This is a genomic window from Cupriavidus taiwanensis LMG 19424 (assembly GCF_000069785.1).
Taxonomy (GTDB): domain Bacteria; phylum Pseudomonadota; class Gammaproteobacteria; order Burkholderiales; family Burkholderiaceae; genus Cupriavidus; species Cupriavidus taiwanensis.
In genome coordinates this window covers 510,736-534,829 of record NC_010528.1, presented here as the reverse complement: position 1 = coordinate 534,829, position 24,094 = coordinate 510,736, and the positions used below count along the sequence as shown (strand labels likewise).

At 68.3% G+C, this 24,094-nt stretch carries 22 protein-coding genes; 11 read left to right on the top strand and 11 right to left on the bottom strand.

Annotation, left to right across the window (positions count from 1 at the left end):
• The first annotated feature begins 173 nt into the window (after positions 1 to 173).
• Together RALTA_RS02550 and RALTA_RS02545 are read left to right on the top strand one after the other, a co-directional pair.
• Complete coding sequence (locus RALTA_RS02550; protein WP_012351847.1) at positions 174 to 1,277, top strand: helix-turn-helix transcriptional regulator; 1,104 nt, start codon at positions 174 to 176, stop codon at positions 1,275 to 1,277.
• A 99-nt stretch (positions 1,278 to 1,376) separates the two neighbouring features.
• Entirely contained in the window at positions 1,377 to 2,516 is a 1,140-nt protein-coding gene (locus RALTA_RS02545) for a helix-turn-helix transcriptional regulator (RefSeq protein ID WP_012351846.1), read from the top strand.
• A gap of 34 nt (positions 2,517 to 2,550) precedes the next feature.
• Here the strand turns inward: RALTA_RS02545 and RALTA_RS02540 are convergent, their stop codons facing one another.
• Together RALTA_RS02540 and RALTA_RS02535 are read right to left on the bottom strand one after the other, a co-directional pair.
• Positions 2,551 to 3,567: a Bug family tripartite tricarboxylate transporter substrate binding protein gene (locus RALTA_RS02540; protein ID WP_012351845.1), complete on the bottom strand. Its 1,017-nt coding sequence runs from the start codon at positions 3,565 to 3,567 to the stop codon at positions 2,551 to 2,553.
• Between the two features lie 321 nt (positions 3,568 to 3,888).
• Positions 3,889 to 6,882, bottom strand: a complete 2,994-nt coding sequence (locus RALTA_RS02535) for a DEAD/DEAH box helicase (RefSeq protein ID WP_012351843.1) — start codon at positions 6,880 to 6,882, stop codon at positions 3,889 to 3,891.
• Between the two features lie 250 nt (positions 6,883 to 7,132).
• Between RALTA_RS02535 and RALTA_RS02530 the strand changes: the two genes are divergently transcribed.
• From RALTA_RS02530 to RALTA_RS02505, 6 genes are all read left to right on the top strand, one after another.
• The gene (locus RALTA_RS02530; protein ID WP_012351842.1) at positions 7,133 to 8,053 is read left to right on the top strand and encodes a branched-chain amino acid transaminase; all 921 of its coding nucleotides are present in this window, start codon (positions 7,133 to 7,135) and stop codon (positions 8,051 to 8,053) included.
• 95 nt (positions 8,054 to 8,148) lie between these two features.
• On the top strand, positions 8,149 to 8,343 hold the full coding sequence (locus RALTA_RS02525; protein ID WP_010812205.1) for a zinc-finger domain-containing protein: 195 nt from the start codon (positions 8,149 to 8,151) through the stop codon (positions 8,341 to 8,343).
• A 118-nt stretch (positions 8,344 to 8,461) separates the two neighbouring features.
• Entirely contained in the window at positions 8,462 to 9,484 is a 1,023-nt protein-coding gene (gene waaF / locus RALTA_RS02520; RefSeq protein WP_012351841.1) for a lipopolysaccharide heptosyltransferase II, read from the top strand.
• Between the two features lie 31 nt (positions 9,485 to 9,515).
• Positions 9,516 to 9,956 (top strand): YybH family protein, encoded by a 441-nt coding sequence (locus RALTA_RS02515; RefSeq protein ID WP_012351840.1) that lies wholly within the window; start codon positions 9,516 to 9,518, stop codon positions 9,954 to 9,956.
• A gap of 41 nt (positions 9,957 to 9,997) precedes the next feature.
• Positions 9,998 to 11,077, top strand: a complete 1,080-nt coding sequence (locus RALTA_RS02510) for a YheT family hydrolase (RefSeq protein WP_012351839.1) — start codon at positions 9,998 to 10,000, stop codon at positions 11,075 to 11,077.
• A 36-nt stretch (positions 11,078 to 11,113) separates the two neighbouring features.
• Positions 11,114 to 11,704 (top strand): DUF2946 family protein, encoded by a 591-nt coding sequence (locus tag RALTA_RS02505; RefSeq protein ID WP_012351838.1) that lies wholly within the window; start codon positions 11,114 to 11,116, stop codon positions 11,702 to 11,704.
• A gap of 19 nt (positions 11,705 to 11,723) precedes the next feature.
• Here RALTA_RS02505 and RALTA_RS02500 read toward each other — a convergent pair whose 3' ends face one another.
• Complete coding sequence (locus RALTA_RS02500; RefSeq protein ID WP_041232054.1) at positions 11,724 to 13,547, bottom strand: beta-barrel assembly-enhancing protease; 1,824 nt, start codon at positions 13,545 to 13,547, stop codon at positions 11,724 to 11,726.
• Positions 13,548 to 13,657: 110 nt separating this feature from the next.
• On the opposite strand from RALTA_RS02500, the gene moaC reads away from it, so the two are divergent.
• The 3 genes from moaC (at position 13,658) to RALTA_RS02485 (ending at position 15,335) form a co-directional block, all read left to right on the top strand.
• Positions 13,658 to 14,137, top strand: coding sequence for a cyclic pyranopterin monophosphate synthase MoaC (gene moaC / locus RALTA_RS02495; protein WP_012351836.1), 480 nt, complete (start codon positions 13,658 to 13,660; stop codon positions 14,135 to 14,137).
• Positions 14,138 to 14,370: 233 nt separating this feature from the next.
• Complete coding sequence (locus RALTA_RS02490; RefSeq protein ID WP_041232053.1) at positions 14,371 to 14,805, top strand: hypothetical protein; 435 nt, start codon at positions 14,371 to 14,373, stop codon at positions 14,803 to 14,805.
• A 14-nt stretch (positions 14,806 to 14,819) separates the two neighbouring features.
• Positions 14,820 to 15,335 carry a glycine zipper family protein gene (locus RALTA_RS02485; RefSeq protein WP_041232052.1) on the top strand — a complete coding sequence of 172 codons (516 nt, stop codon included), beginning with the start codon at positions 14,820 to 14,822 and terminating at the stop codon, positions 15,333 to 15,335.
• Position 15,336: 1 nt separating this feature from the next.
• Here RALTA_RS02485 and RALTA_RS02480 read toward each other — a convergent pair whose 3' ends face one another.
• From RALTA_RS02480 to recA, 8 genes are all read right to left on the bottom strand, one after another.
• The gene (locus tag RALTA_RS02480; protein ID WP_012351834.1) at positions 15,337 to 17,151 is read right to left on the bottom strand and encodes a PglL family O-oligosaccharyltransferase; all 1,815 of its coding nucleotides are present in this window, start codon (positions 17,149 to 17,151) and stop codon (positions 15,337 to 15,339) included.
• A 96-nt stretch (positions 17,152 to 17,247) separates the two neighbouring features.
• On the bottom strand, positions 17,248 to 17,742 hold the full coding sequence (locus RALTA_RS28970; protein ID WP_012351833.1) for a pilin: 495 nt from the start codon (positions 17,740 to 17,742) through the stop codon (positions 17,248 to 17,250).
• A 316-nt stretch (positions 17,743 to 18,058) separates the two neighbouring features.
• On the bottom strand, positions 18,059 to 18,754 hold the full coding sequence (locus RALTA_RS02470) for a TerC family protein (protein WP_012351832.1): 696 nt from the start codon (positions 18,752 to 18,754) through the stop codon (positions 18,059 to 18,061).
• A 253-nt stretch (positions 18,755 to 19,007) separates the two neighbouring features.
• Positions 19,008 to 19,889, bottom strand: a complete 882-nt coding sequence (sucD, locus tag RALTA_RS02465) for a succinate--CoA ligase subunit alpha (RefSeq protein WP_012351831.1) — start codon at positions 19,887 to 19,889, stop codon at positions 19,008 to 19,010.
• Positions 19,890 to 19,977: 88 nt separating this feature from the next.
• Positions 19,978 to 21,144, bottom strand: coding sequence for an ADP-forming succinate--CoA ligase subunit beta (sucC, locus tag RALTA_RS02460; RefSeq protein WP_012351830.1), 1,167 nt, complete (start codon positions 21,142 to 21,144; stop codon positions 19,978 to 19,980).
• 89 nt (positions 21,145 to 21,233) lie between these two features.
• Positions 21,234 to 21,941, bottom strand: coding sequence for a DUF2889 domain-containing protein (locus RALTA_RS02455; RefSeq protein ID WP_041232051.1), 708 nt, complete (start codon positions 21,939 to 21,941; stop codon positions 21,234 to 21,236).
• 324 nt (positions 21,942 to 22,265) lie between these two features.
• Complete coding sequence (gene recX / locus RALTA_RS02450) at positions 22,266 to 22,733, bottom strand: recombination regulator RecX (protein ID WP_012351828.1); 468 nt, start codon at positions 22,731 to 22,733, stop codon at positions 22,266 to 22,268.
• A 111-nt stretch (positions 22,734 to 22,844) separates the two neighbouring features.
• Positions 22,845 to 23,909 (bottom strand): recombinase RecA, encoded by a 1,065-nt coding sequence (recA, locus tag RALTA_RS02445; RefSeq protein WP_012351827.1) that lies wholly within the window; start codon positions 23,907 to 23,909, stop codon positions 22,845 to 22,847.
• Positions 23,910 to 24,094 lie beyond the last annotated feature (185 nt).

Here is a 24,094-nt window from a genome sequence, read left to right as displayed (position 1 = left end):
GACACGCAATCACGCCAGAGCCGGTTTACAAACGGCCAAGACCAGCGGCGGCGGCAAGAAGCTGACAATAGGGCCGGCCGCAAGCAGCCAGAACAACAAAGCATGCCGGGGCGCGAGCGGACGCGCCACCGGCGCCGCGCATTATTTTGTCGCGAATGCAAGGGGTAAGTCAGATGAATGAAGCCGACATGCACGGAGCCATCCGCGGCTTGTACGAGGGCATTCTGGATCCGGGAGCCTGGCAGGACAGCCTGCGCACCCTGACCGGGCTGGCGGGCGCGGCACATGCCTCGATGATGGTCTGGGACACGGTGCGCGACCAGATCACCGTCAACGAGATCGTCAATCCGGTGGTCGAGCTGTTCACCGAATACGAAACGGACTACCAGGCGATCGACCCGGCCAAGCAGTTCGCACCGGCCATGCGGCCGGGCGACTGGTATATCGACGCGCGCGAGCTGGGCGAAGGCACCATGGCGCGCCATCCGTTCTACCGCGACTTCTTCCACCGCTATGGCCTGCGCTCCTACGTGGCCTGCCTGGTCGAGCGTCAGCCCCATTACGAAGTCTATTTCTCGATGCAGCGCGCGCGCCGGCAGCCGCTGTTCTCGAGCGCCGACACCGGCGGCCTGGACTGGATCGTCCCGCATATGCGCAGCGCCATGGCGATGCGCGACCGCACGCTCGGTCTGACGGTGCTGGCGCGGCTGTCGACGCAGCTGGTGGAGCGGCTCAATTTCGCCCTGCTGGTGTTTTCGCCGCAGCGCCACGTGCTGTTGTGCAACCGCGCCGGCGAACGCTGGGCGCGGCGTCTCGACCCGGCCGGCAAGGTTTCGGAGTGGACCCTGTCGCGGCCGTTCGCCGACATGGTCCAGGCCGCCTGCGACCCGCGCCGCGCGGTGGCCGCGCAGGCGGCGCGCGCCACCAGCGGCGACGCCTCGGCGCAGGTCATCGTGCTGCCGCTGCCGCCGTCGCACGCCTTTGCCGCGCAATGGCAGGAACCGGCCGCACTGGTGATCGTGCACGAGCAGGACCGCGCGCCGCTATTGCTCGGCCCGGTGCTGCGCGACCTCTACGGGCTGACGCCGGCCGAGACCCGGCTGAGCGTCCAGCTGGCCCACGGCCAGGGCCTGCCCGAAGCCAGCCAGCAGCTCGGCATCCGCCACGAAACCGCGCGCACGCAGCTCAAGGCGGTATTCCACAAGACCGGCTGCAACAGCCAGGCCCAACTCACGCATCTGCTCTCGCGCCTTGGCGCGGCGCTGGACCAGGGCTGAATACGCAAGCACTGCTACGGGCGGAGGCCGCTGCGGCGGCACGCGCGCCGCCACGCGGGTAAAGTGCTAAAAATAAAAGAAATAAGAAGAAGGGAAGCCATGACCGACACACAGATGCACGACACCATTCGCGCGCTGTACGAGGGAATATTCGACGCCGATGCCTGGCAACGCAGCCTGGGCGCGCTGTGCCAGGCCAGCGGCAGCAGCCACGCCCACCTGCTCGTGCTCGACACGGTGCACGAACGCGTGCTGGTGCACCAGGAGGTCAATCCGATGCCCGAGGCCGTGGCCGCCTACCGCGAACAGTTCGCCGCGATCGACCCGGCGCTGCCGTTCGCCCGGCGCATGGCGGTGGGCAGCTGGTACATCGATTCGCGCGAGCTGGGTCCGCAGGTCATGCGCAAGTCGCCCTTCTACGGCGAGTTCCTGCGCCCGATCGAACAGTCGTCGGTGATGGCCTGCCTGATCGAGCGCCAGCCGCACTATGACGTCTTCCTGTCGCTGCAGCGCCCGCATGGCCACGACCATTACTCTCCCGAGGACGCGCGCGCACTCGACTGGGCCATCCCGCACATGCGCCAGGCCATGGCGCTGCGCGAGCGCACCCACCAGGTGTCGGCGCTGGCGCATGCCTCGTCGCAGTTGATGGAGCGGCTGCCGTTCGGCGTGATCGTGTTCCGCGACGACGGCAAGCCGCTGCTGTCCAACAGCATCGGCGAAAACTGGGTGCGCCGGCTGCTGCCGGCGGTGTCGATCGAGACCAGCGTCGCGGCGCCGCCAGGCGCCGCGCGCGACGATGGCGGCTGGACCCTGTCGCGCCCGTTCGCAGACGCGCTGCGCGCGGTGAGCAACCCGGCCAGCGCGCAGCCGGCGCAGGCCCTGCGCGCCGTCGACAGCGCCGGCCGGCAGGCGCAGGTGATCCTGATGCCGCTGCCCCCGGCCCATCACCTGGCGCTGGACTGGCAGCGCCCCAGCGTGCTGGTGGCGATACACGAGCCGGGCGCCGCACCGATGACGCTGCCCACCGTCTTGCGCGAACTCTACGGCCTGACGCCGGCGGAGATCCGGCTGGCCCTGCAATTGTCCACGGGCATCGGCCTGCCCGAGGCCTGCGAGCTGATCGGCATCCGGCGCGAGACCGGGCGCACGCAGCTCAAGGCGATCTTCACCAAGACCGGCACCGGCACGCAGGCGCAGCTGGCGCACCTGCTGACGCGGCTTGGCGTGCGGGCCTAGCGCCGCAGCCGGCGCCCCGCACGCCGTCGACGCATCAGTCGATCGACGCGCCCACGGTCTTGACCACGCCCGCCCACTTCTGGCGGTCGGCCTTCACCGTCGCCTTGAACTGCTCCACGGTCTCGACCCGCGGCGTGTTGCCGGCATCGATAAGCTTCTGGCGGATCGCCGGCGTTTCCAGCGCCACCCTGACCGCGTCATTGACCTTGCGCGCGATCTTCGGGTCCAGCCCCCTGGGCCCGAACAGGCCGAACCAGATGGTGCTGTTGAAGCCGGGCAGGCCGCTCTCGGCAATGGTCGGCACATCGGCGATCACCTGCACGCGCTGCCTGGTGGTCACGCCCAGCAGGCGCACCTTGCCGGCGCGGAACTGCGGCAGCACGCTCTGCACCTGGTTGAAGATGCAGCACACCTCGCCCTTCACCACTGCCTGCAGCGCGTCGGGGCCGCCCTTGTAGGGCACATGCACCATGTCCAGCCCGGCGCGCGCATTGAACTCGGCAAACGCCAGGTGCGTGCCGGTGCCGTTGCCGGTGGAGGCAAAGTTGTACTTGCCCGGATTGGCCTTGACCTTCTCGATGAACTCCTTGACCGACTTGACGTCGAGCACCGCCGGGTTGACCGTCAGCACGTTGGAGACCTCGACCAGCGGCGCGATCGGGGTGAAATCGGCGTCGGCATCGAACGGCAGCGCCTTGTACAGCGCCGGGTTGATGCCGTGCGTGGCGGCGGTGCCCAGCAGCAGCGTATAGCCGTCCGGCTTGGCATGCGCCACTACCTCGGAGGCAACGTTGCCGCCGGCACCGGGCCGGTAGTCATAGACGATGGTGGTCTTCAGCGACTTCTGCAGCGACTCCTGCAGCGTGCGGCCGACGATGTCGACGCCGGAGCCCGCGGTGAAGCCCATCAGGATCGTCACCGGCTGCGTCGGCCATTCGCCCTGCGCATGGGCGGGCAGGCTGGCCGTGCCGGCCACGGCGGCGCACAGCGCGGCCACGCGGGCGACGGAACGGAAGGACAAGCGCGGAAGCAGTCGGGACGAGTTGGGCATGGGGGCACCGTCGGTGAATGTCACAAGGAAGCGGCCCGGCGCGGCGGACTTCGCGGCGGACCTGAGCGATGGCCGGGATCTGAGCCCCGGGCCAGCGCAACAAGATAGCAAGGTTCCTGCCAAAACCAAACGACTGAGTTTGCCTGAAGGTATGCCGTGCGGGCATATGGCGGGGCGTGGTGTCATGCCGTTCAGTTAACGCCGTCGTTCCCGCGCAGGCGGGAACCCAGTGACTTTATCCCCGAAGGGGACGTTGAAAGACGTTGGATTCCCGCCTTCGCGGGAATGACAGTCGTGGTTGATACCTTAAGGCACTGTGGTTCAGCGCCGCAGCAGCCCCACCAGCTCGTCCACATCCGGCAGCGGCGCGCCGGTGCCCGCGGCGTGATCGTCGTCGGCCTCCAGCAGGCCATCGGCCAGCGCGCGCTTGTCGCGATGCAGCTCGACAATGCGCTCCTCGATGGTGCCGGCATTGATCAGCCGGTACACCGTGACCGGGCGCCGCTGGCCGATGCGGTGCGCGCGGCCCATGGCCTGGTCTTCGGCGGCGGGGTTCCACCAGGGGTCGGCGACGATGACGTAGTCGGCCGCGGTCAGGTTCAGGCCGAAGCCGCCGGCCTTCAGGCTGATCAGGAACACATCGCCCTCGCCCGCCTGGAACGCGGCCACGCGGCGCGTGCGCTCGGCCGCGGGCGTGGCGCCATCCAGGTATTGCAGCGCCAGCCCGGCGCGCTCCAGTCCCTGGCGCAGCAGCTGCAGGAAATCGACGAACTGGCTGAACACCAGGGTCTTGTGGCCGCTGGCGGCCAGCCCGCTGGCCAGTTCGACGAAGGCGCGCACCTTGGCGCCTTCGCCGCCCTGGTCGCTCAGCTGGGCGGCCACTTCCGGCGTGACCAGGCGCGGATCGCACGCCGCGCGGCGCAGCCGCATCAGCTGCGCCAGCACGTGCAGGCGCACCTGGTGCTGGGCCTGCGCCGGCACCCGGGCGCCGGCAGGCGCATCGCGGGTGGCCTTGCGCGCTGCATCCAGGCGTGCCAGCGCGGCCTCGGCCTCGGTCTGGGCCTGGCGGCGCAACGCCTCGTAGTGCGCGGCTTCCACCGGCCCGGGCTCGACCCGGATGACCAGTTCGGTACGCGGCGGCAGCTCGTCCAGCACCTGCGCCTTGGTCCGGCGCAGCACGAATGGCGCGATCATGCGGCGCAGCCGCAGGCGCGCCTCGCGGCTGCCGGCGCGTTCGATCGGGTTGGCAAAATGCTCGTTGAAGCGGGCCAGAGAGCCCAGCAGCCCCGGATTGCAGAACCGCATCACCGACCACAGCTCGGCCAGCCGGTTCTCCACCGGGGTGCCCGTCAGCGCCATGCGGAAGCCCGACGGCAGCGCGAACATCGCCTGCGCCCGCCGCGTGACCGCGTTCTTGAAGGCCTGGGCCTCGTCGGCCACCACGGTATGCCATTCGCGCGCGCAGAATTCCTGGCTGGCCTGCTGCAGCAGCGTGTACGAGACGATCACCAGGTCATGCGCCCCGGCCTGCGCCAGCAGCGCGTCGCGCTCGCCCTCGGCATAGACGTGGACGTTGAGGGTGGGCGCGAAGCGCCGCGCCTCGGCGGCCCAGTTGCCGCACACCGAGGTCGGCGCGATCACCAGCGCCGCGCCGCCGCCGGCGCGCGCGACCAGCACGGCCAGCGCCTGCAGCGTCTTGCCCAGGCCCATGTCGTCGGCCAGGCAGGCGCCGAGGCCCGAGGCGGCCAGCGTCATGGCCCAGCGGTAGCCCGCTTCCTGGTAGGGGCGCAGCTCGGCCGCGAGCGTGGCCGGCAGCGCGATCTCGGCCTCGCGCGCGGCGCGCAGCCGGGCGATGCGCGCGCGGAAATGCGCGTCGGGATCGACACCCGCGCCGGCGAGCACGTCGTCCAGCCATGGCGTGGCCATCTGCGGTACGCGGATGCCGTCAGGCACCCGCTCGCCCACGCCGGCCAGGTCGCGCAGCCGGCCGCGCAGCACCTGCGTCAGCGCCACGTAGACACCCTGCCCGATCGGCACGAAGCGCCCGGCATGGCCGGCAGTCCAGTCGATCAGCTTGCCCAGTTCCAGCACCAGCCCTTCGGCCACGCGCAGCTCGCCCGCCAGCCTGTACCACGCACCGCGGCTCTCGATCTGCACCCCCAGCTGCGGCAGGTCGGCCGGCAGCACGCGCAGCGCCTTGCCGCGCGGCCATTCGACCGCCTGCACGGCGGGCAGCGACGGCAGCGCCTCGACCACCGCGAGCGCGTCTTCGGGATCGTCCAGAGACCAGGTGTACTCGCCGCCCGGCGGCGACAGCGCCACCAGCTGCGGTAGCGCGGCGAAGACTTCGGCCACGCTGGCCAGCTCGGCGTCGAGGTCGCGTTGGGTGGACAGGGTCTCGCCGCGCACCGCGGCCATCAGCCGCTCGCGCCCCGCGCCAGGTGCCAGCCGCGGCCCCAGCGGGCCCAGCGGTGTCACCACAAGCCGCAGCGAGATGCCGCGCCCCACCGGCGCCACTTCGGCACGCAGGCGCGGCTCGGCCTCGACCGTGCGCGAGCCGGCGGCGGCATCGGCCTGGACCTGGAACTGGCCGGCCAGCGCGCGCAGGGTCTGGTCGAGCCGGGCATGGCCTTCCTCGGGAATCGCCAGGCCGTTGCCGATCAGCCGCGCGGCCTCGAACTGGGCCGGGGTATAGCGGATCAGCCGCAGCCGGTGCGGGCCGTCGCGCAGCAGCGTGAGCTGGCGCAGCGCCTCGGCCTCCTGCCGCGCGGCGGCGGGCAGCAGCGCCTCCAGCGCCGGCGCCTCGCGCACCGGCGGGAACAGGCGCAGCACGTAGCGGCCGGCGCTGCGCACCGCCTCCAGCGCGGGCGCGTCCTCGACCACCTCCAGCGTCTGGGTTGGCGCGTGGGCCAGCACCACGCCCGGGTGCCCGGCCAGCGCCATGACCGCCATGGCGCGGTCGAGCACGTAGCGCCGGTTGTGCGAGGCGTCGCGGCGGATGGCGCGCGCCACGCGTGCATCCCAGGGTTCGAGCCGGTCGTCCTCGGCGATCCGCGCCAGCGGCACCGGCCTGGGCTTGCCCCAGCCCTTCGCGCCGCGCACCTGCTCCAGCGGCTCGATCGTGCCGGGCGCGCCGTCGGCGTCCAGCGTCAGCGCCCACAGCAGGCGCCGCGCGGGCCCGGCCGCGCCCGCGGCGGGATCGGTGCCGGCGAGGGCACGCAGCGCTTCCAGCGCCTGCTGCCAGTCGGCCGGCGGCGATTCATTGGACGCTGACTCGGGCGGCGATTTGGAGGCGTTGTGTGTGGTCAGGGGCACAGCATGATCCGATGGAACGAGGGTTCAACCCAACCGTCATTCCCGCGCAGGCGGGAATCCAGTGACTTATCCAGTAACTGACAAAGACGCTGGGTTCCCGCCTGCGCGGGAACGACGAGCGGCCAACTGAACGGAATCGCCACAAAAAGAGGCATTCTAGACCGCCGCGGCGCCCGCGCCGCGTTGTGACCCATGCCCCCGGGGCTTACAATATCGTTTTTGCTATATCCACGGCGCAGGGAGAACAGACATGTCGATGGCGGATCGCGACGGCAAGATTTGGATGGATGGCAAGCTGATCGAATGGCGCGACGCCAAGATCCACGTGCTGACGCATACGCTGCACTACGGCATGGGCGTGTTCGAGGGCGTGCGCGCCTACAAGACCCCCGAAGGCACCGCCATCTTCCGCCTGAAGGAACACACCCGCCGCCTGTTCAATTCCGCCAAGATCTTCCAGATGGCCATGCCGTTCGACGAGGCCACGCTGGAAGCCGCCACGCGCGAGGTGGTGCGCGCCAACAACCTGGAATCCTGCTACATCCGCCCGATCGTGTGGATCGGCTCGGAAAAGCTGGGCGTCTCGGCCAAGGGCAACACCATCCATGTCGCCATCGCCGCGTGGCCGTGGGGCGCCTACCTGGGCGAGGAAGGCATGGAGCGCGGCATCCGCGTGAAGACCTCGTCGTTCACCCGCCATCACGTCAACGTGTCGCTGGTGCGCGCCAAGGCCAGCGGCTACTACATCAACTCGATCCTGGCCAACCAGGAGGCCACCGGCCTGGGCTACGACGAAGCGCTGCTGCTCGACACCGACGGCTACGTCAGCGAAGGCTCGGGCGAGAACGTCTTCATCGTGCGCAACGGCGTGATCTACACCCCGGACCTGGCCTCATGCCTGGACGGCATCACCCGCGACGCCACCCTCACCATCGCGCGCGACCTGGGCATCGAGGTGCGCGAGAAGCGCATCACCCGCGACGAGATGTACTGCGCCGACGAAGCCTTCTTCACCGGCACCGCCGCCGAAGTCACGCCGATCCGCGAGCTGGACGACCGCATCATCGGCGAAGGCCGCCGCGGCCCCGTGACCAGGCAGATCCAGGATGCGTTCTTTGCCGCCGTCGGCGGCACCGACGAAAAGTACAAGAAGTGGCTGACGTCGGTCTGAGCACCGGCCGGCTGCCCGCGTGCCAGTCGCCCGCCCGCGCGGGCGCTGCACGGCCCTTGTTTTGACGAACAATAAGTTTTATTCCCTGCAACACCATGACGCAAACCGCGACCATCATCGAAATCGGCGCCGAAGACATTCCGCTGCACTGCCCGACCGCCAACACCCCGGCATGGAACTACCATCCGCGCGTGTTCCTGGACGTGGCGGACACCGGCGAAGCCAAGTGCCCCTACTGCGGCACCGTGTACAAGCTCAAGCCGGGCACCGTGCTGAAGGGCCACCACTGACCCGAGCCGCCTGCCATCGCACCATCCTGACGCTCCGGGCCGCCCTCAGGCGCCCCGGAGCGTTGGCGTTGGCGGCGTCCGCGCCGCTGCGCCGGTGCCGGCTCCTTGCGCCCCTTCCATGAAGAAAGCCCTCGTCATCGCCCCCAACTGGATCGGCGACGCCCTGATGGCGCAGCCGCTGTTCGCGCTGCTCAAGGCGCGCCATCCGCGCCTGGTCATCGACGCCCTCGCGCCCAAGTGGGTCGCGCCGGTGCTCGCGCGCATGCCGGAAATCGGCCGCGTGTTCCCGTCGGACCTTGCGCACGGCAAGCTGCAGCTGTCGGCGCGGCTGATGTTCGCGCAGCAGCTGAAGAACGAAGGCTATGACCTGGCCTACGTGCTGCCGAACTCGCTCAAGTCGGCGCTGATCCCGTGGCTGGCGGGCATTCCGCTGCGCATCGGCTACCGCGGCGAAGCGCGCTTCGGCATGCTCAACGTGCGCCACGCCAATCCGCCGCGCGACCACCGCCCGCCGATGGTGGAGCACTACGCCCGCCTGGCGCTCAAGCCCGGCGCGCGCCTGCCCGAGAACCTGACCGAGCCGCGCCTGCGCGTGGACCCGGCGCGCGTGGCCGCCACCGCCGAGCGCTTCGGCCTCGCCCCGCACACGCGCGTGATCGCGTTCTGCCCGGGCGCCGAATTCGGCCCGGCCAAGCGCTGGCCCGCGGCCCATTTCGCCAGGCTGGCGCAGATGCTGCGGCGCTCCTACCCGTACGCGCAGATGATCACGCTGGGCTCGGCCAAGGATGCCGAGATCGCCGCGGAGATCGTCAGCGAGGCCCCCTTCGTGCGCAACCTGTGCGGCCAGACCTCGCTCGACGACGCGGTCGACCTGCTGGCGCTGTCCGAAGCCGCGGTCTGCAACGATTCGGGCCTGATGCACGTGACCGCGGCGCTGGGCCGGCCGCAAGTGGCGGTGTATGGATCGAGCGATCCGCGCCACACACCGCCGCTGTCACAGGCAGCGAGTATCATGTGGCTGCAGCTCGAGTGCAGTCCGTGCTTCAAGCGCGAGTGCCCGCTGGGGCACCTGCGCTGCCTGAAAGAGATCGAACCGGAAATGGTCTTCGTCGAGCTGCGCAAGCTGCTGCACCGGCCCTGACTTCCCTGCCCTTGCCACGTCCATTGCCACCATGCCTCGCTTTGCCCGCCTGTTCGATTCCGCCGAAGACATCGTCGACGCCTTTCGCGAAGCGCTGAAGCTGCGCGACGCCGAAGGCGCGCTGCGCCTGTGGCTGGACGAAGACTCGATCACCTGCGTGCTGCCCGACGGGCAGCGCCTGATCGGCCACGAACAGCTGCGCCAGGCCTTCTCGCAACTGCTGGAAGAGCAGCCGGTGCTGGTCGACGCCATCGAGACCAGCAGCCATGCATCGATGGCCGTGTCGATCTTCGACGTGACCGAGGCCTTGCGCTTCGGCAGCGACCGCGTCGAGGCCGACCTGTATGTGCACACCACCTACGTGCTGATGCAGAACCACGAAGGCTGGCGCCTGGCCCACATCCACTGCAGCCCCGCCAACGCGGTGCAGGTTGCCGCCGTGGCCGCCACGCCGGGCCAGGCATTGCACTGAAACCGCGGCCGCGCAGCGGCCGTTGCTACCACATCGCCGGCATGACGCAGCTTCCGCACCACCGCCTGCCGCAAGCCGTCCAGGACGCCGCCGCCCCGGCGCAGGGCTATTGCGCGAGCCTGCCGATGCCGTGGTGGCTACGCGGGGGCCACGCGCAGACCATCATTCCCGCGCGCTTTTCGCGCCGCCCGCCGCGCGTGCGCTTTCACCGCGAACGCTGGGCCACGCCCGACCAGGACTTCATCGACCTCGACTGGACCACCCACCCGGTGCAGGCGGACACGCCGCTGGTGGTGATGTTCCACGGCCTCGAGGGCGACTCCGGCAGCCACTACGCGCAAGCGCTGATGCATGCGCTGTCGCTGCGCGGCTGGCAGGGCGTGATCCCGCATTTCCGCGGCTGCTCCGGCGAACTCAACCTGGCGCCGCGCTTCTACCACTCGGGCGATTCGGCCGAGATCCGCTGGGTGCTCGAGCGCATGCGCCAGCACCACTGCGCCGGCGGGCGCAAGCTGCTGGTGGTGGGCATCTCGCTGGGCGGCAACGCCTTGCTGCGCATGCTGGGCGAAGACGGCAGCACTGCCGGCCACGTGCATGCGGCGGCGGCGATTTCCGCGCCGCTGGACCTGGCCGCCGGCGGCGCGGCGCTGTCGGCTGGCTTCAACCTGGTCTACACCCGCATGTTCCTGCAGACGCTCAAGCGCAAGTCGCTGGCCAAGCTGGAGCAGTTCCCGGGCCTGTTCGACCGCGACACGATGCTGGCCAGCCGCGACCTGTACGCCTTCGACAACGTCGTCACCGCGCCGCTGCACGGCTTTGCCGATACCGACGACTACTGGCGCCGCGCCGCCAGCAAACCCGTACTGCGCGACATCGCCGTGCCCACGCTGGTGCTCAACGCGCGCAACGATCCGTTCCTGCCGGCGCGGCACCTGCCCGGCCCCGCCGACGCCAGCCCGCAGGTCTGGCTGGAACAGCCCGAGCACGGGGGCCATGTCGGCTTCATGACGCCGCCCGCGGGCTGGCGCCGGCATATGCCGCTGCAGGCCGACGGGCGCTTCGGCGGCCATATCGAGTGGCTGCCGGCGCGGATCCTGCAATTCTTCGACAGCATGATGTAAGGCGGGCATCTTCCCAAGCCCGCCGGGGAGACAGAGATGGACGACATCGTCAGGCAGGCCATGGCACGCTGGCCCAACGTGCCCAATGTCTATGGCTGGCTCACGCTGGACCGCCGCGGGCAGTGGCGGCTGCGCAATGAGTATGCCCAGCAGCACGGGCTCTCGGGCGACCCCATCCGCCATGAAGCGCTGATCGGCTTTATCGAGCGCAACTACCAGTGCGACGAGCGCGGCTGCTGGTATTTCCAGAACGGGCCGCAGCGGGTGTTCGTCGCGCTGGGCTACGCGCCGTGGATCGTGCGGCTCCACCAGGGCGCGCTGCAGACCACCACGGGGCAATCCTTCACGCTGCAGGCCTGCTTTGCCGACGAGCACGGCAACGTGGTACTGGCCGGCAGCGTCGCCGGCATGGCCGCGGACACCGCGCCGGCGCTGCAGGCCGCGCTGCTGCACGACCACGACCTGGAGCAGTTCAGCGGCGCCAGCACCTGGCATGGCGAAGCCTGCGGCGCCGACCTGGGCGTGTTCCACCACGATGGCCGCGACCTGGCGATCGAGCCGATTGCCGAGAGCGAGGTGCCGAAGCGCTTCGGCTTCGTGCGCGAGCCGGCGGCGCCGGCCGGCTGAGCCGCACCAACCTCGAACCTCAGTTCGGCATGCCCTTGTTGTCCTGCTTGTCCTCGCGATACTGGCGCTCGAGCTGGTGCAGGCGCGCATCGACCTCGGACAGCGTATAGAAATCGCCGTCGCCGGCCTTGCGCGCGATCTGCAGCTGCTCGATGGCGGCCTGGTAGGCGCCGTCCATCGCATACTTCTCGGCCAGCGCCTGGTGTTGCTGCAGGCGCTTGCCCTGGCCCGCGTAGGCGCGCGCCAGCATCTCCCACCATTCGCTGCGGCCGGTTTCCTGGCGCGTGCGCTCGCGCAGGAAGCGCACGGCTTCCTCATGGCGGCCGGCGCCGATCAGGGTCTCGGCATAGGCCACCGCCACCGCGTGCGACAGCGGGAAGGCCTTCATCGAGGCATTGGCCTGCGACAGCGCCTCGGGCACGCGGCCCTGCGCGCGCGCCAGCTCCACCGCCATCACGTCCAGCATCGGGCTGCCCGAGCTGGCGCCGGGGATGGTGCCATACAGGCGGCGGGCTTCGGCCAGCTCCTGTTCGGCGGCCGGATAGCGGCGCAGGCGCTGCTCGACGAAGGCCAGCGCATAGTGCACCGCCGGCGCGCGCAGCGCCGACGCCCCGGCCAGTTGCGTGCGCAGCGCGGCGCGCAGGTTCTGCAGGTCGCTCGGCGACGCTTCCTGGATCACGCGGGCGCGCATGCGCGCGAATTCGTACTCGGGCGTGTTCGGCACCTTGCGCTGGCTGGCATGGCTCACGCGGTCCTGCATGTCCGCGATACGTTCGGAGGTCAGCGGGTGGGTGCGCACATAGGACGGCACTGAGTTCTCGGCGGTGCCCGAGGCGCGCTGCAACCGCATGAAGAAATCGGGCATCCCTTGCGGATCGAAACCCGCTGCGGTCAGGATCTGGAAGCCGACCCGGTCGGCCTCTCGCTCCGCGCCGCGCGAGAACGACAGCTGGTTGGCGATGGCGGCGCCCTGCCCGCCCATCGCCAGCGCCGCCGCCGCATCCGGGCTGCGCGTGGCGGCCAGCCCGGCCAGCACCATCGACGCCAGCGCGATCCACATCGACTGGTCTTGCTGGGTGATGCCGCGCGCGATATGCCGCTGCATCACGTGGCCGATTTCGTGGCCCAGCACCGAGGCCAGCTCGGACTCGGTATCGGACTGCACCAGCAGCCCGGTGTGCACGCCGATATAGCCGCCGGGCAGCGCAAAGGCGTTGATGCTGCGGTCGCGCACCGCGAACAGGTCGAAGCCAGTGGCGAAGGTGCCGCCGCCGGTCGAGCCCGAGATGCTCTGGCGCCGCGCCGCCTGCACCAGCCGGTAACCGAGCGCATTCAGGTAGTCGGACAGCAGCGGATCGGGCACGTACAGCGGATCGCGCCGGATATCGCGCATGATGCGGTCGCCCAGGCGTTTTTCCATGTCGGGCGACAGCGCGGCGGTGGAGGGGTCGCCGAGGTCCGGCAACTGCACGCCGCCCGCCTCGACCACGGCGTTGTTGGTGCGCAGCCCGAACTCTGACTTCTGGCCCGCCTTCACGCTGCGGTTCAGGTTGTCGTAGACCTGGTCGGCCGCTTCGCCCGACGTGGCCGGCGCCGGCGCGCGCGGCGCGGCCACCGGCGCCGCTGGCGCGGTCGCCGTGCGCGGCGTACCCTGAGGCCAGGCCGGTGCCGCGAAGGTCAGCGCCAGCAACGCCGCCAGCGGCCGCCGCCAGGGCGCCCAGGCGCCGCCGGCGCGGCAGTGGCTGGCAGCGCCGCGATGTGACGCGGAACCGGCAGGGACGGCATCCGCCACGGCGCCACGGCCACATGCGGCAGAGCTGCGAAGCGATGGGTGTTTTGGCATGTTGCTATGATAGCGGCCTCCCGTGGCCGTTCCCATCGGACGCGTCGTTCAGACGCCTCCGGGTGGCCCTGGCAACTCCGATGCATGCAGTTCGCCCGAAGCCTTCGATCATGACCCAGCTCACCCATTTCGACACCGCCGGACAAGCCCACATGGTCGACGTCGGCGACAAGGCCAGCACCCACCGCGTCGCGGTGGCCACCGGCACCATCACCATGCAGCCTGCCACCTTCGCCCTGGTGCGCGACGGCAGTGCCAAAAAAGGCGACGTGATCGGCATCGCCCGCGTGGCGGCGATCATGGCCACCAAGCGCACCGCCGACCTGATCCCGCTGTGCCACCCGATCGGCCTGACCAAGGTGGCGGTCGAGTTCGTGCTGGACGAGGCCACGGCCACCGTCGCCTGTGTCGTGCGCACCGAGACCCGGGGCCAGACCGGCGTGGAGATGGAGGCACTGACCGGCGTGCAGGTCGCGCTGCTGACGATCTATGACATGTGCAAGGCGGTGGACCGCGGCATGGTGATCGGCAATGTGAAGCTGCTGGAGAAGCATGGGGGCAAGTCCGGGGATTGGATGGCGGCAGGCTGATCCCTGTCCTCGCGGCACGGCTTGCGTGATGCCCGCGGTACGCCCGGCGAGGGCGGACGCGGCCGCTTCTTACGCCATATTGCTTCCCTGGTAATAAAGGTAACGCCACATTTCCACGCACGCCGTCGCCGCCATCCGCGCGCGACAATTTGGTATTCAATACGATTGCGGGCCGCCAGCGATGGCGGCCGGCTGACCCGGTCCGCGGCGCGCGCGGGGAAGAGGTAGATACCATGAACGGGCGCATGCTCTGCCAGATCGCCCTGGCATTCGCGGCCACGGCCGCCAGCGGCGCCGCCCTTGCCGGGCGGGCCGATCTCCACGATGCCGCCTGGCATGGCGGCGATCTGCGCGACGGCATGGTCAAGACACGCACCAGCGTAGGCGTCGGCATCTATCTCGGGCCGGGCGCATTCTACGGCGGCTATCCCTACGGCTACCCCGCTCCGTACTACTACCCGCCCGCCGTGGTCGCGGTGCCAGAGGCGCCGCCGCAATACATCGAGCAAGGCCCGAACGGCCCGGTGCCCGCCCCCGGCCCGGACGGCGTCATGCCGCAGCAGGGCTGGTGGTACCACTGCAGCCAGCCGGAAGGCTACTACCCTTACGTCGCATCCTGCCCCGGCGGCTGGCAACGCGTGCCGGCGCAGCCCTCGCCCAATTCCTGACACCGGGTGACACCATGCATGCCCTGACCCGCGCCACGCTGGCCGTGGCCACCCTAGCCCTCGGCGCCTGCGCCGTGCTGCCCTCCGGGCCCAGCGTGATGGCGCTGCCCGGCACCGGCAAGAACTTCGAACAGTTCCGCGCCGACGACTACAACTGCCGGCAATTCGCCCTCGGGCGCGTCGGCGGAGTGTCTTCGGCCCAGGCGGCCAACAATGCCGCGGTCGGCAGCGCGGTGGTCGGCACCGCGCTGGGCGCTGCCGCGGGCGCGGCCTTCAACGGCGGATCGGGTGCGGCGGTGGGTGCGGGCGTCGGCCTGCTCACGGGTGCTGCGGTCGGTGCCGGCAATGCGCAATACGCCGGCTATGGCACGCAACAGCAGTACGACGCGGCCTATGTGCAGTGCATGTACGCCAGCGGCAATCGCGTGCCCGTGCCGGGGCGCGTGGCCGCCGTCCCGGCGCCGGCGCCGCGGTACTACTATCCGCCGCCCCCGCCGCCGGTCTACTACAGTCCGTATCCGTACTACTAGGTCAGTCCCGGCCCGGCGCAAGCCGCCGCGAGCGGTCAGCCACCCACCCGCAGAACGCCTGCGGGCGCTGGTCCGCCTTCACGCCGCGGCACGCCTGCGCGATCGTCGCGTACTGCGCGGCCTCGTCGCCAAGGTAGTACCAGCGCAGGCGCTCCATCCACTGCCGGCCTTGCGCGGCATCACCCGTCAGCGCCAGCAGCCATGCCGTGCGCGCGATCATGGCGGGAGTCGGCAGCAAGTGCACCGCCGCCACATGCTGCGGCAGCAGTGCCGCGGCATTCTCGGGCGTGATCGCGGCCTGTCCTGCCGCATCGGCCGTCGCATGCTGGCGAAACCAGAAGCGCGGCATCGGCAAGGCCTCGCGGCCTTCATTGCTGGCATACTCGCGCGCCTCCGCGCGGCGATAGTCCTGCCACATGGTGCCCAGCACCACCGCTGCCACCGCGACAAACGCCAGCGCCAGCCCCCGCGCCACCGGCAACGGCACCCGCCAGCGCCCGAAGCCCGACGGCTCCAGCCACCCCAGCATGAAGCAGAACGGCAGGAAGAAATACAGGTAATGCAGCGGGTATTCCAGCATCGAATGCGCGCACAGCATCGCCAGCCAGGTCAGCACCAGCACCGTCTGCCTGCGCTCCTCGGCATCGCCATGCCACAACCGCGCCCGCACCACCCGCCACAGCCACGCCAGCAGGATCACGGCCACGCCAGCGGTGCCGACGATCCCGGTCTTCGCCAGCAGATCGAGAATCGCGTTGTGGGCGTGCAGCGACATCTCGACCTTCACGCCGACCTGATCGAGCTGCTGGAATTGCGCCCAGCCGAACTCCCCCCAGCCGACGCCGAACCACGGATGGGCGCGGAACATGGCGATGGCGTGCGCCCACAGCGCGCCCCGCGCTGAGATCTGATCTTCGGCTTCGAGCTGGGCGACGGTGTCGAACAGGCGCCAGTCGAAGGCCTGCCCTGCCGCCTTGATCGTGGATTGCAGCACCAGCAGCATCGCCACCATGGCAACGGCAGCGACAACCAGTCCGACCGGGCGCCGCATCGGATCAGCTCCGCGCCGCTCGCCTCGCGCCAGCCATGCCGCAATCATCGCGTAGCCCGCGGCAAGGCCCACATGCAGCACGCCGGTACGCGAGCCGGACAGCACGATGCCGCTTTCCAGCAAGGCCACCGCGGCAAGCCACATCGGAAAGCGCAAACGCCCGCGCGAGGCCAGCCACACCGACGCGACCAGTGCGAGGCCGTGGACGGTGGCCTGGTGGTTGGGCTGGTTCAGGTTGCCCCAGAGGCGGCGGTTGGTGTCGTAGAAGTAGGTGGAGACGAGGCCGAAGGAGCGGGGTTCGAGGTGGAAGAGTTGAACCCACTGCGTAACGGTACCGAGCAGTCCGGCAATCAGCGCCGCAATGGCAAGGGCGTCCACGGTGTCCAATGCGCTGCCAGTCTGCATGCGGCGGTACCACCATGCAGCCGATGCCACGGCTGCGCCGAGAAGCAACGTCAGGACAGTCATCAGGCGGCTGCCGGAAACGTCGGAGTGTCCCAGGCTCGCGAAGATCAGGCTGACGACGACAAGCCACAGAAATAGCAGTGAGATCAGCGGCATCGATGCAGAAGAGGCGTCAGTCGAGACAACTGGCCTGCGAACCGCTTGAAACACGACGGCAGCAACCGCGACCATGCTGCACAGCGCGGCGGCCCATTCGCCGTAGAGCGTCGCTAGCGGCAGCGTGTGCCGGGAGACCAGCAGCGGGATGACGATTGCTGCGATGAGGACAGCCGACGAGAAGTTTGGCCGGGACGGCGGCATTGCGGCGCCTGGGTTGGGAAAAGGCGCATGATAGCGTGGCCGTGAGGCAAAGAAAAAGCGCCCGAAGGCGCTTTCGTTACAGCATCTAGAGAATTTTTAGATACCGGTCTGGGCACGCGTGCAGGTCGCTCCCGTCGTCGCTCCAGTCCAAACGATCGAGTTCGCGTTGCTGGTGCCGGTAAGAGTTACGACACAACCGTTTGCTGCGCCCAAGTTGTTTGCCGTCGCGGTCAACTCAATAGTAGTCGTGGTCGCGGTTGGGGCAGTGGGCGCACCCGCGCCAAACAGCAGAGTAACACCAGCCGGAGTCGGTACAGCCGGGTAACCGGTCGCAGCGGTAAGCTGGGCAAGCGTTCCACATGCGGTCAAGTTACCACCGGACACTTGCGCACATTGTGCAATCGCTTGCTTCAGCGGGGCAATTTCCGTGAGCGGGCTCGACCACCGCGACCGCGTCACATAATCCTGATACTGCGGAATCGCAATCGCCGCCAGGATACCAATGATCGCCACCACGATCATCAGTTCGATCAGCGTAAAGCCCTTCTGGACGCGGCGGCCCAGCTTCTTCAGTTGTTGTACCCGTTGCATGATTTGACCCCTCGAAGAGATTTTGGTTAAGCGTTGCACGTCTTCGGTTGCGTGACGCGGGGACGATTGAGCAGCAAGTGTGCCAGGCACATCCCCCATCGGTAGGGGGTGAAAAGCGACAAATTTCGTCACCCGTCGGGGTGAGGCTTGCCGCTTGCGCCAAAAATTGTCACCCGGGACCGCTATCACAGGCAAGCGCGACAAAAAGTGCGATCACTCACATGAGTTAGTTGGCGCGGGCACCGACACACGTGGCGCCGCGCCCAACGAAAAAGGGCGGCCAGCTGGCCGCCCTTCCCGCATAGGCTGATTGCCGTCAGGCGGCCTGTGCCGACCGGCGGCTCAGCAGCTTGCCGATGATCACCACCAGGATCGCGCCGGCGGCGCCGAAGACCAGGTGGGCGTGCGGCACGTGGACTTCGAACCAGGCGGCATCGACCGGGTCGCTGACCAGCATCTCGCCAGCAAGGTATCCCAGCAGCGCGGCGCCCAGCACGATGATGACCGGGAAGCGCTCCATCACCTTGAGCAGGAGGGTGCTGCCGAACACGATCAGCGGGATCGACAGCCCCAGGCCGACGATCAGCAGCAGCAGCTGGCTGCCTTCCGGGCCCTTCTGCGCGGCGGCAGCCACGGCGACCACGTTGTCCAGCGACATCACCAGGTCGGCGATCAGGATGGTACGGATCGCGGCCCAGATATTGTCCTTGGCGTCATGGCCGTCCTCATCGTCCTCGCCGGTCAGCAGTTGCACGCCGATGTAGACCAGCAGCACGGCGCCGATGATCTTCAGGTACGGCAGGCTCAGCAGCTTGACCGCGGCCACGGTCAGCACCACGCGCATGATGATGGCGGCGGCGCTGCCCCAGAAGATGGCTTTCTTCTGCTGGGCCGGCGGCAGGTTGCGCGAGGCGAGCGCGATCACCACCGCGTTGTCGCCGGACAGGACGATGTTGGTCAGGATGATCGATCCCAACGCAATCCAGAAAGTGGTGGAAGACAGCAGTTCCACGGGGAGGCTCCTCGAGTTCTATGTAGTAGCGGTTCTATGTACTGGCGCGCCCCGTCATCTGACGGGTGTTCGGATGTCTGAAAGCGCAGACATGACTGTTTAACCCACGAACCTTTCGATTACATTTCAATCCTGTAATCTTTCGGGGTTTTCCTGGCGCCGGGATCACTCGCCGGAAAAACAATGCCCCCGCCGAAGGGCGGGGGCATCACACAGCCGTCATTCCCGCCACAGCGGGAACGGCAAGCAGACCTTACAGCATCGCCTTCAGCAGGCGGCCCATCTCCGACGGGTTCTTGGTCACCTTGATACCGCAGGCTTCCATGATTTCCAGCTTGGCCTGGGCGGTGTCGGCACCGCCCGAGATCAGCGCGCCGGCGTGGCCCATGCGCTTGCCCGGAGGCGCGGTCACGCCAGCGATGAAGCCAACCACCGGCTTCTTCATGTTGTCCTTGATCCAGTGGGCCGCATTGGCTTCGTCCGGACCGCCGATCTCACCGATCATGACCACGGCGTCCGTTTCCGGATCGTCGTTGAACATCTTCATCACGTCGATGTGCTTCAGGCCGTTGATCGGGTCGCCGCCGATGCCGACAGCCGACGACTGGCCTAGGCCCAGCGCGGTCAGCTGGCCCACGGCTTCGTACGTCAGCGTGCCCGAGCGCGACACCACGCCGATGCGGCCCTTCTTGTGGATGTGGCCCGGCATGATGCCGATCTTGATTTCGTCCGGCGTGATCAGGCCTGGGCAGTTCGGCCCGAGCAGCAGGGTCTTCTTGTTCTCGCGGCGCATGCGGTCCTTGACTTCCATCATGTCGCGCACGGGGATGCCTTCGGTGATGCAGACCACCAGGTCCAGGTCGGCGTCAACGGCTTCCCAGATCGCGGCAGCGGCGCCTGCGGGCGGCACGTAGATGACCGACACGGTGGCGCCTGTCTGGGCCTTGGCGTCCTTGACGCTGGCGTAGATGGGAATGCCTTCGAAGTCTTCGCCGGCCTTCTTCGGGTTCACGCCGGCGACGAACGCGTTCTTGCCGTTGGCGTAGTCACGGCAGCCACGGGTGTGGAACTGGCCGGTCTTGCCGGTGATGCCCTGGGTGATGACTTTGGTGTCTTTGTTGATCAGAATCGACATGCTTTCGTCCTTTGCTTGACTCTGGCAGCGCGGGCAAAGGCCACGCGCGCTGCCGAAGTTCGCTTGTATTGGGTAACGGCGCCTCGGCTTACTTGCCGGCGGCGGCAGCCACGACCTTCTGGGCGGCTTCTTCCATCGTGTCGGCCGAGATGATCGGCAGGCCCGAGTCAGCCAGCATCTTGCGGCCCAGTTCTTCGTTGGTGCCCTTCATGCGCACGACCAGCGGCACGTTCAGCGACACGGCCTTCGAGGCCGAGATCACGCCCTCGGCGATCACGTCGCAACGCATGATGCCGCCGAAGATGTTGACCAGGATGGCCTGCACGTTCGGGTTCTTCAGCATCAGCTTGAAGGCTTCGGTCACCTTCTCGGTGGTGGCACCGCCGCCCACGTCGAGGAAGTTGGCCGGCTCGCCGCCGAACAGCTTGATGGTGTCCATGGTGGCCATGGCCAGGCCGGCGCCGTTCACCAGGCAGCCGATGTTGCCGTCCAGCGAGATGTAGGCCAGGTCGAACTTCGAGGCTTCGATTTCGTTGGCGTCTTCTTCATCCAGGTCGCGGTAGGCGACGATTTCCGGATGACGGAACAGCGCGTTCGAGTCGAAGTTGAACTTGGCGTCCAGCGCGATCACCTTGCCGTCGCCGGTCAGGATCAGCGGGTTGATTTCGGCCAGCGAAGCATCCGTTTCGTAGAACGCCTTGTACAGGCCTTGCAGGGCCTGGCGGGCTTGCGCCACGCTCGCGTCGGGCACGCCGATCTTGCGGGCGATGTCGTCGGCGTCAGCATCGGTCAGGCCGGTCGACGGCTCGATGATCAGCGTGTGGATCTTTTCCGGGGTGTGGGCAGCGACTTCCTCGATGTCCATGCCGCCTTCGCTCGACGCCATCAGCGCGATCTTCTGCGAAACGCGGTCCACCACCAGCGAAACGTACAGTTCCTTCTTGATGTCGGCGCCTTCTTCGATCAGCAGGCGATTGACCTTCTTGCCTTCCGGACCGGTCTGGTGCGTGACCAGCTGCATGCCCAGGATGTTGGACGCGTAGGTCTTGACCTCGTCCATGCTCTTGGCAACCTTGACGCCGCCGCCCTTGCCGCGGCCACCCGCGTGGATCTGCGCCTTGACAACCCACACCGGGCCGCCGAGTTGTTCTGCGGCCTTCAGGGCCTCGTCAACCGAGAACGCGGGGATGCCGCGCGGAACCGGCACATTGTATTTGCGCAGGATTTCCTTGCCTTGATACTCATGGATATTCATGCGTGTTTCCTTTCGGGTAGGCGTAAAAGGTAGAAGGGAAGAATCTGAAAGAAGACGAACTCTCTCGTCGGGCTGGCCGATCCTGAGAATCAGCCGGAGGTGCCGGTCGGCCTGTCGGCCGGGACAGCGTCGTTGCCGTCGATTGCGTGACCACCGCGGTCGCCATTGGCCGCGGGCTGCTGCGCCTGAGGCGCGGATGCGACGGCAGGCGCGGCCTCGGCCCTTGCCTTGGGCGTCGGCTGGTGACCATACCAGCGCGGGTAAAACTGACGAACCACCTCGCCGTCGAAACGCAGGGCGTGGCAGCCGTTCAACTGATAGGGCGGCTCCGGATTCGGATCGTCCTCGCCGTTGTCGCGGATACTGATGACCTCGCCGGCAAAGGCCTGGATCGCGGTGCTGGGCAGCACACCAGCGGCTTCGGTCAGGTGCGAGCAGCCGTGCATGCCGCCCAGGCGCTCGCGCACCGCCTTGCGAAAGCCCTTGCGCAGGTTCAACCCGATCAGCTTGCGGTAAGCCGGGCCGATCGTGTCGCAATGAGACGGGTACGGCACCCAATCCGAGCAAGCCTCGGCATCCAGCACCGTCATTTCCTCGTCGATCGTGATGCGCAGCCACAGGTCGTGCAGCGGCTGGCCTTGCGGGCGGATGCGGTCGCCGGCCAGTTCGATGTCGCGGGGCTTGGTGTCGGTCAGGCGCACCTCGATATCCCACAGGCCGTCCTCCCTCCGGTACGCCTCGGCCGCAATGGCGCGGCGGTGACGCAGGGAGCGGTTGACGGGCTGGGACAGAGGCATGGCCAGGCTGGAAATACGGAAGATACGGAGGCTACGGAGAATCCGGGGGCTGGGGCACCGTGGTGCCGGGGTACCGAATAACCCGGGGAGTTTAACATGCCATGCCGCGTTGGCCGGGAACATCCTTGTGCGGCAACTGTCGCGCCCGGATTGTCGGCCGACCATGGCGCCCCGGCAGGCCGGGCGGCCTTGCCGCAATGCACCAGCCGGCACCGGCTCCCGCCCCCGACAAGAACCCGGCGCCGGCATGGCGCGATGACGCAACGCAGCGAAATACACATGACGGCAGCGCAGGTACTTCCCGATGCTGCCTCGTCACGCGGCTCAGTCCGCGTCGCCGCCGTCCTCGTCCGCGCCCCGAATGATTTTGCCGACCACCGCGCGCGAGAAGCCGCGTGCCACCATGAAGCGGATCTGCTTGGCCCGGGTCTCGGGCGTGTCGGGCGGCGTGCCGAAGCGCTTGCGCCAGACCTCGCGGGCGCGCTCGACTTCGGTGGCGCGCAGGCGCTCCTGCAGCTCGCCCAGCTGCTCGTTGTCGAGCTTGTGGGTCTTGGCTTCCTGCATCACGCGCGCGGTGCCGTAGCGGGCGCCGCGGCGATGCACCAGGCTGTCAGCGAAGCGCTGGTTCGACAGCCAGTTCTCGCGCTCCAGCGCGTCCAGCAACTGTTCCAGCTGCTCGGCCGACTCGGCGTGAGGCGCCAGCTTGCGCGCCAGCTCGGCGCGGCTGTGCTCGCGGCGCGACAGGTAGCCGACGGCGCGGGCCTTCAGCGACAGCGGGGGACGGGTTGCCATGGATAAGCGGGATCAGCGGATGGAGGACCGGGCCGCCTGCGGGCCAAGCAAAAAGGCCGGGGCATCGGCGATGCCCCGGCCTTCCGGATGGCGCAGCGGCCGCCGGCGCGGTCAGTCTTCGACCGTTGCCGCCACGGCTGCGGCCGTGGGGTTCATGGCGACCACACCCAGTGCCGCGCGCACCTTGTTTTCGATTTCGGCGGCAATGTCGGGGTTCTCGCGCAGGTATTCGCGGGCGTTGTCCTTGCCCTGGCCGATCTTCTCGCCGTTGTAGCTGTACCAGGCGCCGGACTTCTCGACGATCTTGGCATCCACGCCCAGGTCGATGATCTCGCCCTGGCGCGAGATGCCCTGGCCGTAGAGGATGTCGAAGAAGGCCTCGCGGAACGGCGGCGAGACCTTGTTCTTGACCACCTTGACCTTGGTCTCGTTGCCGATCACGTCGTCGCCCTTCTTGATCGAGCCGATGCGGCGGATGTCCAGGCGCACCGAGGCGTAGAACTTCAGCGCATTGCCGCCGGTGGTGGTTTCGGGCGAGCCGAACATCACGCCGATCTTCATGCGGATCTGGTTGATGAAGATCACCAGGCAGTTGGTGCGCTTGATGGTGCCGGTCAGCTTGCGCAGCGCCTGGCTCATCAGGCGGGCCTGCAGGCCGGGCAGCGAATCGCCCATTTCGCCTTCGATTTCGGCCTTGGGCACCAGTGCGGCCACCGAGTCGATGATGATCAGGTCGATCGAACCCGAACGCACCAGCGCGTCGGTGATTTCCAGGGCCTGCTCGCCGGTGTCGGGCTGCGAGATCAGCAGGTCGCCGACATTGACGCCGAGCTTGGAAGCGTAATTGACGTCCAGTGCGTGCTCGGCATCGATAAAGGCGCAGGTGCCGCCCAGCTTCTGCATCTCGGCCACCACCTGCAGCGTCAGCGTGGTCTTGCCCGAGGATTCCGGCCCGTAGATCTCGACCACGCGGCCGCGCGGCAGGCCACCGACGCCAAGTGCGATGTCCAGGCCGAGCGAACCGGTGGAAACCACCTGAATGTCCTTTTCGACCTCGCCGTCGCCCAGGCGCATGATCGAGCCCTTGCCGAACTGCTTCTCGATCTGGGAGAGCGCGGCGGCAAGCGCCTTTTGCTTCTCGGCGCTCACGCCGGCACCTGCCTTCTTGTCGTCCATGGTCGTCCTTGAGTCAATGGTGTATAAATAGGCCGCATGTGGCGCGGCACCGGCATTTGCCGGCATCTGCGCCGGCCCGGCTGTCTGCGCGGCCGCACTCCAGGGGGTCTCCCCGGGCGGCCCTAGCGGAACGTGCGGGTACTGTATAAAAAAACAGTATGCTTGGCAAGCCCCTTCGCGCCCCC